This is a genomic window from Aliiruegeria sabulilitoris (genome assembly GCF_001558155.1).
GTDB lineage: Bacteria > Pseudomonadota > Alphaproteobacteria > Rhodobacterales > Rhodobacteraceae > Tropicimonas > Tropicimonas sabulilitoris.
The window spans coordinates 20,197-30,220 of sequence record NZ_LOAS01000035.1 but is presented as its reverse complement, the minus strand read 5'-3'; the positions used below and the strand labels follow the sequence as shown (position 1 = coordinate 30,220).

General features: G+C 60.9%; 15 protein-coding genes. 4 read left to right on the top strand and 11 right to left on the bottom strand.

The window, feature by feature from the left end:
- The 6 genes from AX756_RS22065 to AX756_RS22040 form a co-directional block, all read right to left on the bottom strand.
- Nucleotides 1-268, bottom strand: a 268-nt coding sequence (locus tag AX756_RS22065) for an AAA family ATPase (protein WP_156461619.1), incomplete at its 3' end; no start/stop codon positions are given.
- A 52-nt stretch (nt 269-320) separates the two neighbouring features.
- A complete protein-coding gene (locus AX756_RS22060; RefSeq protein ID WP_093163621.1) occupies nt 321-695 on the bottom strand; it encodes a hypothetical protein in 375 nt (124 codons plus the stop codon).
- Nucleotides 692-910, bottom strand: coding sequence for a DUF3955 domain-containing protein (locus tag AX756_RS22055; RefSeq protein ID WP_068317222.1), 219 nt, complete (start codon nt 908-910; stop codon nt 692-694). Before AX756_RS22055 ends, AX756_RS22060 begins: the two co-directional genes overlap by 4 nt.
- 76 nt (nt 911-986) lie before the next feature.
- A complete protein-coding gene (locus tag AX756_RS22050; protein WP_194247546.1) occupies nt 987-1,397 on the bottom strand; it encodes a hypothetical protein in 411 nt (136 codons plus the stop codon).
- A 110-nt stretch (nt 1,398-1,507) separates the two neighbouring features.
- Nucleotides 1,508-2,278: a hypothetical protein gene (locus AX756_RS22045; RefSeq protein ID WP_068317217.1), complete on the bottom strand. Its 771-nt coding sequence runs from the start codon at nt 2,276-2,278 to the stop codon at nt 1,508-1,510.
- Between the two features lie 44 nt (nt 2,279-2,322).
- Nucleotides 2,323-2,838: a DUF805 domain-containing protein gene (locus tag AX756_RS22040; RefSeq protein ID WP_068317230.1), complete on the bottom strand. Its 516-nt coding sequence runs from the start codon at nt 2,836-2,838 to the stop codon at nt 2,323-2,325.
- A gap of 131 nt (nt 2,839-2,969) precedes the next feature.
- On the opposite strand from AX756_RS22040, the gene AX756_RS22035 reads away from it, so the two are divergent.
- The 4 genes from AX756_RS22035 (at nt 2,970) to AX756_RS22020 (ending at nt 4,878) form a co-directional block, all read left to right on the top strand.
- The gene (locus tag AX756_RS22035) at nt 2,970-3,434 is read left to right on the top strand and encodes a hypothetical protein (RefSeq protein WP_068317214.1); all 465 of its coding nucleotides are present in this window, start codon (nt 2,970-2,972) and stop codon (nt 3,432-3,434) included.
- A 269-nt stretch (nt 3,435-3,703) separates the two neighbouring features.
- Entirely contained in the window at nt 3,704-4,261 is a 558-nt protein-coding gene (locus AX756_RS22030; protein WP_068317210.1) for a hypothetical protein, read from the top strand.
- A gap of 10 nt (nt 4,262-4,271) precedes the next feature.
- A complete protein-coding gene (locus tag AX756_RS22025) occupies nt 4,272-4,538 on the top strand; it encodes a hypothetical protein (RefSeq protein ID WP_068317207.1) in 267 nt (88 codons plus the stop codon).
- Nucleotides 4,539-4,569: 31 nt separating this feature from the next.
- Nucleotides 4,570-4,878 carry a hypothetical protein gene (locus AX756_RS22020; RefSeq protein WP_068317202.1) on the top strand — a complete coding sequence of 103 codons (309 nt, stop codon included), beginning with the start codon at nt 4,570-4,572 and terminating at the stop codon, nt 4,876-4,878.
- A 173-nt stretch (nt 4,879-5,051) separates the two neighbouring features.
- Here AX756_RS22020 and AX756_RS22015 read toward each other — a convergent pair whose 3' ends face one another.
- The 5 genes from AX756_RS22015 to AX756_RS21995 form a co-directional block, all read right to left on the bottom strand.
- The gene (locus AX756_RS22015) at nt 5,052-5,987 is read right to left on the bottom strand and encodes a metallophosphoesterase family protein (RefSeq protein ID WP_068317199.1); all 936 of its coding nucleotides are present in this window, start codon (nt 5,985-5,987) and stop codon (nt 5,052-5,054) included.
- On the bottom strand, nt 5,977-7,416 hold the full coding sequence (locus AX756_RS22010) for a hypothetical protein (RefSeq protein ID WP_156461618.1): 1,440 nt from the start codon (nt 7,414-7,416) through the stop codon (nt 5,977-5,979). Before AX756_RS22010 ends, AX756_RS22015 begins: the two co-directional genes overlap by 11 nt.
- Nucleotides 7,417-7,426: 10 nt before the next feature.
- Nucleotides 7,427-8,104, bottom strand: a complete 678-nt coding sequence (locus tag AX756_RS22005; RefSeq protein WP_156461617.1) for a protein-tyrosine phosphatase family protein — start codon at nt 8,102-8,104, stop codon at nt 7,427-7,429.
- Between the two features lie 97 nt (nt 8,105-8,201).
- On the bottom strand, nt 8,202-8,966 hold the full coding sequence (locus tag AX756_RS22000; protein ID WP_163887261.1) for an SdiA-regulated domain-containing protein: 765 nt from the start codon (nt 8,964-8,966) through the stop codon (nt 8,202-8,204).
- A gap of 133 nt (nt 8,967-9,099) precedes the next feature.
- Complete coding sequence (locus AX756_RS21995) at nt 9,100-9,801, bottom strand: hypothetical protein (RefSeq protein WP_156461616.1); 702 nt, start codon at nt 9,799-9,801, stop codon at nt 9,100-9,102.
- Nucleotides 9,802-10,024: the final 223 nt, after the last annotated feature.

Sequence of the window (10,024 nt, the reverse complement as noted above, 5' to 3'; positions counted from 1 at the left end):
ACCCGCAGACTCTCGTTATGACTGAGGGACCAACGGGGGGCAGGTCACCACTGAGCGCCGCAATGGCCTCCACCAGGGTCGATTTCCCGGTGCCGTTTTCGCCGATCAGAATGGTCACCGGGGTCGTGAAACGCAACTCGAACGCGTCGCTGTCCAACCAGGGAAAGTCGTAGGGGTAGCCGGATTTGCGCGCCATGATGTCGTCTCGCAGGACGATGCGTTGAAGAAACGGCGCGGGCAGCTTGGTGTTTGCTCTGCGACGGCTCATCTATGGCCAGTGCTGCTACAAGACGGTCGGGAAGGGCGAAGAGGCGACCGGCTCAACGGCGCGGCACGGAGTAGAGAGTGTAGCTATTGGTCTGCGTGACCAACGAGGCCGAGGTTTCGGACACCAACGTTGCTGCCGCTGCGCTCCCCGTCGAGCATGTGACGAGGTCTGCCGCATCATCCAGGAATTCGACCGTAAAGGCGGACTCGCCGGTGAGTTTGCAGTCGTCATCAGCGGAACGGTAGCCCCTCACGAAAACCAGATCGGGGTCGGGCTCGCTGATCCCGCCGCTCGGCGCCGGCTCGCTGCAACTGGCGAACATTCCGGCACATAACAGCAAGCCGACAGCGCTCAGGCGCGTGCTTGCGTTAATTGACGGCACAAACCGGTCGGTGGAGGAATCGCGATGTGTGAAGCGGGTCTTCATTTTGGGGTCCTCCATTTCTTGATGATCCCGAAAACAAGCGCACCTACCAAGGTGAAGCCTCCGGCCAGAACGAAAAGCCAGCCAAGGGCCAGCAGGTGGAAAGGCTCCTGCAGGATGCCATCCTCGTCGACATATGATCCCTGGGCCGCGTATCCCGCCCAAAGCGCAAGGCCCAGACCTAGCAACACAAGAGAGATGAGCGTCAGCTTGCTCACAGTCGCACGTTCCGTCTTACGCCGCGCGGGACAGTGCAAAACGTTTCAGGGCGGCCGATCGGTCTTTCAACGCGGGTCACTCCCACTCGGCGGTTGTCGTTCGCCATTGTTTCTCGTCGCTGTCCCATGTGCTGGCCGTCACACACGGCGTCGGGTTGATGCCGCCGCATTGCGAGCCGTGGACATCCGCCAGAAGAACCCGGTTCGGCCCGAGATCTGCCAGGCTCCATCCCTGGTTCAACAGGGAATGGAGGACATCTTGCACGAGGAAATGCGACATGCATCCACCGGTGCCGCAGTAAAGCGATGCGGCCGTCGAACAGGAGAAGCCGCGCTCGTTCAGCACCCAGTCGTGGCTCAGGTCGCCGTCCAGATCGACCCGGTCAACGGCCCCCCATTCGAGGAGGAAGGCGCCGTTTTCGAAATCTGCGCAAGCCTGCCGGGCCGTCTCGACTTTTTGCTGCAGCTGTTCGGGCAGATCGGACATATCGGCGGACGATGCCGGCGCAATCAGAGCAAGCCACAATGCGGCGCAAACCCCGAGAAACTTCAAGGGTTTGACCGCCCGATTCTGCGGTTTCACGTCACGCCAGAGCATCAGTTGCACTTGTCATACTGGTAATCCCCATATTCCAGCCAGTCCTTGCCACCATCCTGAAAGACCAGCGTTTCCGATCGATCCTCGCCAAGGAGCGCGACGACAAACCCCTTCGGCGCTTCTGCATTGCCAAAGTAGCTATAGGCCGTCATCGCGCGGGTCACCTCGCCATTGACGGTCAGCAAGGCATTCCATTCGCCATCCGGGGTGTCGAGGATCACGTATTCGATCTGGCGTTTCACTGCACCGCCGCCGCAATAAACCACGCCCTCCGGAGCCTCAGTGCTCGCTGTCTCCTGTGCCGCACCGCCGCAGGCAGATTTCAGCGACTTGATGGCCGCGCTCGACCCAGTCAGGTCGAAGATCCCGTAGGTGACGTCCTGATCGATCATGGAAAGGTTGACCGAGGCATTTGCCGCCAACTGATCCAGAACGAAGCCGTAATCCTGAGTATCGTTGAACGAGATCTCGACCGGGAAATTGTCAACGATCTGAACGTTGCCGTTGTCCTGCCCGACCTGGAAGGCACCAACTTCGGTCGTGCCGTCCTTCATGAAACGGATGGACAGGCCCTGCTTGGCCACGATGTCCTCGCTGTCCTCATAGCCCGCGGGCGCGAAACGGATCCGGTCGCATTGAAGTTCCAGCGTTGAGTCATTGGATTGAATGAACGCATTGGCCGTTGGGCCGGCTACGAAAGTCCACTCGGCCAGAACAGGCGTGGCAACACCGACGGCCAAGGCCAGCCCCAAGGATATCTTGCGCTTCATTTCTGTTTCCCCTCCATCATCGACAGGTCAATCTGGCACGTCCCTCACGCCGCGGGTGGGCCATATGCGTTGTCCCCCTCCTGCGAAGGCCGGGTCAGCCACCAGATCATCATGACAGACAGGACCAGTTGCAGCCCCCACACCACGATCATCCCGGTCAAGCCGAGGAATGCCGCTGGTCCACGCAGCACCTCCGGGTCGTCTACCCCGCCTTCCAGGACCGAGAAAACTGCAACACCGCTCAGGAGCGCAATCATGGTCGCGACCCCCAGGGCCATTGGCAGGAGAAGGTACCATCCCGGGCGCCCGGTATCGTGCAAACGGCGCCAGCCGGCGGCGAGCATCGGTAAAAGGACCGCGAGTTGAAATCCCGAGTTGAGGATATTGGCACTTTCGCCGGTGTCCGGGTTGGTGCCGAAGATCGCCTGGTCAATAAATGCCAGGACGATGCTGCTCAGGATGACGAAGAGTGCGAACCACCAGTATTCGGACCGCGTCGCCCGTCCTGAAAAGACGACGTATTTCGAAAGGCAGACCTTGATCGATTGCACGAACCCCATGGCGACCATCCCCCATCCGTGTTTCTTTTCATGTCGTTCTATCAGCACATAGAAGCATTCAGCACAGGTCAAGCCCCAAGCTCAGGCGTTCCCAGCCGCCTTGACGAGGTTTCAAACAGGGAGGACTTTGGATGCCTTTGGGACGAAAAGCATCGGCCGCCATCCTCATCACAGCGCTCGCGGCCGCTTTCTGGGCCGGCTCGGAGATGCAGAAGGCGGCGTATCTCGACCAGTGCCTCGATCTGGGCGGCGGTCGGAACCCCGGCAACCACCCGATATGCGTGGTCGAAAAGGCCACGGCCCCCCTTCAGCTTGGACCGATCGTGATAACGGCACGGGGGGTTGTCGGCGGTGAGTTCCGCGACGATCCGGACGGCCAGACGCTTGTGGAATTGAGATTGGCCACTGACGTTGCCGCGGCCCTCGCAGCCTTCACCAAGGCCTCTGTAGGCGGCACACTCGACATCCGGGTGGATGGAAACCTGGTCCGCTCGGTCAACATCGCCGAAGGCATTGAAGGTGACCGCTTCGTCATTGCGTTGGACAGGGACGAGGCCGAGTCCCTCGCCCAAGGTCTAGGGTTGGACGGCCTCTGAGCGAGAGGTCACACAAGCGTGCTAGGTTCTCCCGGTGCGAACTTCCCTGAATGTTGGCAGACGCGCGCCGCCGGGTCATCCTTAACGATGTGGAAAACCGCTTGGCCCAAATCCGAACGCATTGCAGGCTGAGTGGAACTCACTCGAGTGTTTGGCTCGAAATATTTGTGAAGCCGGATTTTCCAGAAAGGAAGCACATGCGCCATTTGGCCTTCGTCACTTGCATATCTCTACTCGCAACTCCCCTGCTTGCTGGATCGGCGATTGCCATGTCCGATGCGGACAACGCGTGCATCGATCAGCTCAGGGTGGTCGGCGGACCTGACGGAGCGTCCGGCAAGGTGCTGAGTTCGGAGTTCTCCGAAGCCGGAACGCTAGTGATGCTCGAAGATGGTGGCGGAACGGTCTGGCGCTGCATCGCCTACAAGGATGGCGCCATTGGCGAACTGTCGGTCGTGGAAGCGGCCGATGATGGCGGCGGTGCGATGTCGGGCTCGGGGGCTGCGAAACCGACGACGGATACCCAGCGGGTTCGGTTCGACACCGGTTCGACCGGCGCGGAGATCTCGGCATCTCTCACTCCGGGCAGTTCGACCCGTTACGTGCTCGACGCAAAGGATGGCCAGTTCCTCTATGTCCGCGTCGCGCCGAAGAGCGGCAGCCTCGGCTACCTTATCCAGAATCCGGACGGCTCCGCGCTGTTGGATTTCATGACGCCGGACAAGGAATACCGCGGTCAACTCTGGCAATCCGGCGATCACGTGATCGAGGTCGTCAATAACGGCAGCACGGATGCCAGCTATAACGTGATCTTCGGGATCGAGTGATCCATCGACCATGAGCAGTTTTTGCAAATTCGCTGTCTGGGCCTTCCTGGCAGCGTACATTCTGGCACTCTTCCTGTTCCTGGTCGGAACCTTCGGATGGCTTGGTCAAGCCCGCGATCCGTTGTCGGGGATCTTCCTGATCCCGCTCGGTTTGCCGTGGAACCTGATGATCGAAGGTTTCCCCGAAGATCTCTGGCCGTGGCTCGGAGCCGCCGCGCCCGCCCTGAACCTGGTCCTGCTGCGATGGATCTGTGGACGGACCCGCCGGCAGGGCTAGGTGCCTCGCTACCAACAAGAAGGAACGGAACATGGGAAAGACAGGGATCGCAATCATCAGCCTGGTCGTCGGCCTTGGTGTCGGCGCCTGGGGTGGGCTCAATCTCGGAGGCGGCGCAATGATGGGCGTCGGCGTGGCGACGGGCTTGTCCTCCGGCATCTGCGCCACGGTGCAGGCGGCGCAGGAAGAAGGTCTCCTGACGGCGGAGCAGGTGGACCAGGTCCTCAACCGCGCTGCGCAGGACATCTCCGGCAAGGCCGAACTGGCGGAAGGCGAACAGATGATCGGCAGTGCCGACCAGTGCGCCGAGTTCATGCAAAAGCTGCAGGACGCCGGCTAGGCGCCACTGCGGCGCATCTGAACCACTCTTCCCGCCATTTCCGGGCACAGAGGCGCCCGGGTGCGGAGCGTGACCAGAGATAGTCAGATCGATCGCGGGTTTTCACCGGCGGTCGACCAGACAGACACCTGGGAGCCTTTCATGCCGGGGTGACTTGGAACCGCTGTGGCTTTCTACTGCGCAAGGTCCAGCCGTTTCAGAATCGCATGACCGGATCTTATCTGTGCGGGCAGTGCCTCGGTTTGGATCGGCGTACGGAAGTCGGGTCCGGCATAGGCCTTCACCGAACTCAATGCGCCTCCTTCGAACTCAAGGATGGTGAAGGCGTGCTGACTGCGAACGGTTTCGCCGATTAGAACGCGCGGCCCGCCGCCGAGGCAGGCTTGGGAGACATAGGCAACGCCATCTTTCCAGCCGGGGTAGAAGGCGTGGTGGTGCCCGGACAGGTGCAGATCGACGCCAAGCTTGTGGTAGAGCGCCTCGAGCGCCGGATCTCCGATGATCTCCCGCTCGCGTTTCTGGGCGAATGGCCAGAGCGGCAGGTGGCTGAACGTGACCGCCGGTCCACTGCCCGCCATGACGCTGGAAAGGCGCGCCATCTGGTCCCCACGCAGGGGTCCGAGCGTGGTGGCATCGAGGGAGGCAAAGCGCACGCCCCCCATCTCGAACGCGTAGAAGAACGGGTAATCGACGTCGTCGGAGAAACGCAGCGCCGGCTTTCTTGCTCGCCACTCCTCGCCAAAGATCCGGCGTTCGCCTTCGAAACCGCCATAGGCCGAGGCGTCGTGATTGCCGGGGGTGACCGCCAACGGGATACCGGCCCTGGCAAGCGGGTCGCTCACCACGCGATGAAAGGCCGCCCACATGGCGCGGACCTCGCCTTCGCTGAGGACAGGTTTGCGCTGGCCGGCCACCATGTCCCCCGTTGAAATCACCAGGTCCGGCCTCAACGCGATGATCCGCTGGATCGCGACGGGAATGCGCTTGGAATAGCTGGTCGAGCCGTAGGAGCCATTGAGATCGGAGATCACCACCACGCGCAATGCCGAGGCCGGGCCTGCAAGAAGGACCAGCGACAGGAGGACAGTCCAGAAGGCGCTACGCACCATCACAGGCCACCTCGACCGCATCCACCTTTCCGGTGACGAAATAGGTTTCGGGATCGAGGTCGAAGATCAGATTGCCCGCCTCGCAGCTATCTCGAAGAATACCCGCGGCCAATGCGGTGTTCTTGACGATTTGGTCAACCTGCCCGTTGTCGAGGCCAACGCTCGTGGCGACCCATTGGTAGATCGGCCCCTGCGCCTGCAAGTCGGCATCGAGCGCCATCAGCCTTGCATAGGTCCCGGGCCCGAGATGGCGCAGCTTTTCCAGCATCTGCGTGATCTTGGCGAAATTGGCATATTGCACCCTTCCGCCGGCATCGTTGTCGTTGAGGTTCGTGCGACGCAAGATAACGGCCTCGGGCGGAACGGAGCCGTCGCCGCGTTCATGATGCTTTGCCTTCTTCGACTTCGGCATCCCCTCCTCGGACCAGTAGTAATACGGCGTGAAGTCGATGTTTCCGACGCGGTCCTGTTGGCTGAAGATGAAATCCAGAAGAACGATCTCGGTCAGTTCCTTCATCCAGAACACCATCTGCTGCGGGGTTCCGTCCTCACCCAGATCCTTGGCAATCTGGCGGTCCTTCCGGCCTTCGCGCACTCCCTCGGCAATCGCTTCCCCAAGAGGCTTCTCCGACCGGAGGGCGAGGAAGGCCGGCGTCTTCTGGAAGTCCTCGTTCTGGCCCTTTCCCCAGCCGGACTTGCGGGTGCCGTTGATTTCGGAGCCATAACGATGGCCGGGGCTGGACAGAAGAACGCCATAGATCTGCTTGCGGTCGGAGGTGAACAACTCGTCCGTGGGGCGATAGCTGTCGGGGGCGCGATCCGCCGCGGCGAAGGTACGCCATCCTTCGTGGTTCATCCGTCCGCTCGACCGGCTGCCGGACAGCGAAAGACCCGGCTCGGCCACCTCGCTCTGGTGCATCTTCGCGTCCATGCTGCGCCAGACTGCGACCGGCACCTTGACCGTTGCGTCGAAATAGCGGGAGAAATGGTAATAGAGCAGCGAAGAGGGTGCGAAGGTTCCGCTGGTTCCCTTTGCATTCATGGTCGACTTGAACTTGGCCAGATCATCGGCGGCCAGTGATTTGGCAGATTTGCCTTCCTTGCAGGCATTGCGTTCGAACTCTGCGCGGTTTCCCGCATATGTCCCGTCGCTCACGTCATAGACCATCATGCCCGGGCTGGTGCTCCAGGTCTTGGGGCACAGGGCGACGGAGGCGTCGTAGAAATCGATGCCGCAATAGTCGGCTTCGTCCTTGGCATCGCCCTTGCTGTAGGACCCGCCGGGGATCGGCGCGATCTGTACGCATTTCTCCTCCACGCCGTTCGGGCTGGTGAAGGTTTTTTCTACCCCGATCACGGAATCCGAGGCCTGTGCCGTGCCGATCGTCGCCATGAATGCCGCGACGGCTGCGTATGCTCCCTCCCTCATTTCCAACCTCCTATTTCGGGCAGATCGCGGCCTGTTCGGCGCTGGAAATCTTCAGGGAAGGGTCGACCTTGAACTTGGCAAAATGCTTGTCGATCCAGGTGGAGCAACCACCGGAGCAATCCGCACCGTTACGTGCGTCGTCCCAGTATTTCTTGGCCCGTTCCTCGCTCCAGCCGCAGAACTGGACCAACGCCATGGCCGACACCGCGCCGGAGGAATGAACGCCCCACATGCAATGTACCAGCACCGGACCGGCTCCGGGGTTTTTGATCGTTGCATGGACCTGGCGCATGATGTCGGCGGTGCTCGTCGAGCGTCCACCCTGGTAGTCGAGGCTCTGGCCGCCGCACTGGGTCGTGCCGTACTTGGTGTTCTTGCCAAAATCGATATAGCGCGCGCCGGAGAACCCGGCCTTGCACAGTTCCTCCCGTTGGGCCGTACTCAGGCCGGTGCGGCCCTTGTCTCCCCCGTGAAAGCCGGAGCGGTACAGCACCCCGGACAACACCGGACGGAAAAAGGCCAGCCCGTCGGCCGGACCGCTGGAGCGGGCGAGCATCTGCTTGCTGCTCGGGCCGCCATTACGCGCGGTGTAGTCCGACGCGTCTGTCGTCGAAGCCGCGAACGTGGCCACGACAAGGGTCGCGAGCAAGGAGACGCAATTGCGGACGACGCGGGAGCGGGCTGACATCATGGTGATCCTGTTCGTTTGGTTCGACGCGTTCGGGTCAGGGTAGCCACGAATTGGTATCGGTCCAGATGTTTTCGGCAGTGCGAGTAGGGAATTGCTACTGTCCGCCGCCGTCCCGCAGGATTTCGAAGGTGAACAGGCGCGATGCCTTGCCATTATCGTTCACGATGTAGAGGCGCTCGGTGCGCGCATCATGGGCGACACCTTCGGCATGGGGAAGCTCGCGCGGTTTTTGTCCGTCGAGCCAGCCTAGCGAATAGCTGCGAGTCGGGCTTTTCCCTTCCGGGTCAAACAGAAACAGCCGTTCGGCCCGGTCGCTGACGATCCAGAGGCATCCGGTCGGCGCATCAAGGCTCAGGCCGGACACGTCGAGATGACGGTCCGACTGGTCGTCATCGATGAAGCCGAGCGCGGGCGCCAGTTCCCTCACGCGCAGGATCTCGGAAAGATCCATCGACAGCTCCAGAAGGAGCCTTGGGCGTTTTTCCTTGAGCAGGTAGACCCGGCCACGCTCCGGGTCGATGGCAACCCCTTCGAGACCGTCATTGGGATCGGAGGTCTTGAAGGCTTTCCTGACGGGTTTGTAGCCTTTCATATCCGCCAGCAGGACCAACTCAGACTCGCCTGATTGGCGGTCTATCACCAGGACACCGGCAGCGCTCTCGCTCACGGCGAGGATACGGTTTCCGACGGGGTCAAACACGATCCCTTCAAGGTCTTCGACGTTGAAAATCGCATCGGGCGGTGTTTGATGCCGGCCATCGTTATCGAGCATGAACAGCGCCGGCATGTCGTCGCTGACGCTCAGAAATCCACCGGCCTCCTCGGTCAACGAAAGCCCGGACGGTTCGGAAAATCCCAACGCCTTGTCAGCAATCCGATCGCTTTTCAGAAACCTGACGGAGGGATGACCACAATCGGCCATTGCCGGACCTGTCAGGGCAAGCACGCCCAAGCCAGCTTTCAGAACCCGAGAAATCATCGCGAAGGTGAGGTCATGCAAGGTGCCAATCGGACATGAGCTCCGGGTTCGCGGCGTCGAGTTCCATCATCGCCTGAACAAGGGTGTCGCGAGTTCCGCTCCGGCCACCGACGACCGTGAAGGAGAAGGTGTGCTTGGCCTTTGCCTTGCTTAGTCCGGCAATTGAGAACCCGGCAGATTTCAGACCGGTTTCCAGATCCTCCCGCGCCTGCGGTGTGCCATGCTTGTCGGCGAATTTCACCTCGACGACATGATGCGGCGAGGCACCGAACACATACACGATCGCCCAGGCGCTTGCCGTAGTGATCAGCGCCATGACGGGCAGATCGAGTCCAACGCAGAGCCCGACCAGCGTCACAAGGATCAGGCGCATTGTGTCCGACATCTTGTCCACATCGGTGCGAAAGCGCAGCAACCCGCCAATGCCGAAAATCACGAAACCGATGATCGCGCCGTGGTTCATGACCAGGAAGCCGACCACCATGCCGATCAATGCGTAGACGAACAATGTGCCCGGAACCTGGTACTCGGCCAGTTTTCGTCGGTCCGTGCGGGTAGCCGGATGGTAGGCAATCACTGCGGTCATTGCAGTTACCTCGATCAGGCCGAGAAGGAACTGTCCCATCTCTTGCAGGTCGGTCAGTTGGCCCCATCCTTTGCCGGTCACCTTAAGGTTTTCGGCGAGCATACCAGAGGGATCGACTTGCGCAGCCAACGGAGTTGCTATCCCGAAACTTGCAAACAGAAGGGAAAGCAACAGTCCGGCCCCACGTCGCACGGGCTCAGAACCGCTCCGGATTGCTGCAGGTTCCAACGAAATCATGGCGTAATTCTTCTCCGCTGAATTTGTGGCGTCATGCCGATCCGGCCAATACCATGAAAAACACCTCTTGCTCTGCAACACAACATGTCGGGGTCCGCAGCGCCAAGCCTCTTCG

Bases quoted from the DNA above. Each gene is read 5' to 3' on its own strand.
- AX756_RS22005 (WP_156461617.1), bottom strand. From the start codon at position 8,104: ATGTCAGCCCGCTCCCGCGTCGTCCGCAATTGCGTCTCCTTGCTCGCG.
- AX756_RS22050 (WP_194247546.1), bottom strand. From the start codon at position 1,397: ATGTCCGATCTGCCCGAACAGCTGCAGCAAAAAGTCGAGACGGCCCGG.
- AX756_RS22035 (WP_068317214.1), top strand. From the start codon at position 2,970: ATGCCTTTGGGACGAAAAGCATCGGCCGCCATCCTCATCACAGCGCTC.
- AX756_RS22030 (WP_068317210.1), top strand. From the start codon at position 3,704: ATGTCCGATGCGGACAACGCGTGCATCGATCAGCTCAGGGTGGTCGGC.
- AX756_RS22040 (WP_068317230.1), bottom strand. From the start codon at position 2,838: ATGGGGTTCGTGCAATCGATCAAGGTCTGCCTTTCGAAATACGTCGTC.
- AX756_RS22045 (WP_068317217.1), bottom strand. From the start codon at position 2,278: ATGAAGCGCAAGATATCCTTGGGGCTGGCCTTGGCCGTCGGTGTTGCC.
- AX756_RS22025 (WP_068317207.1), top strand. From the start codon at position 4,272: ATGAGCAGTTTTTGCAAATTCGCTGTCTGGGCCTTCCTGGCAGCGTAC.
- AX756_RS22060 (WP_093163621.1), bottom strand. From the start codon at position 695: ATGAAGACCCGCTTCACACATCGCGATTCCTCCACCGACCGGTTTGTG.
- AX756_RS22020 (WP_068317202.1), top strand. From the start codon at position 4,570: ATGGGAAAGACAGGGATCGCAATCATCAGCCTGGTCGTCGGCCTTGGT.
- AX756_RS22010 (WP_156461618.1), bottom strand. From the start codon at position 7,416: ATGAGGGAGGGAGCATACGCAGCCGTCGCGGCATTCATGGCGACGATC.
- AX756_RS22015 (WP_068317199.1), bottom strand. From the start codon at position 5,987: ATGGTGCGTAGCGCCTTCTGGACTGTCCTCCTGTCGCTGGTCCTTCTT.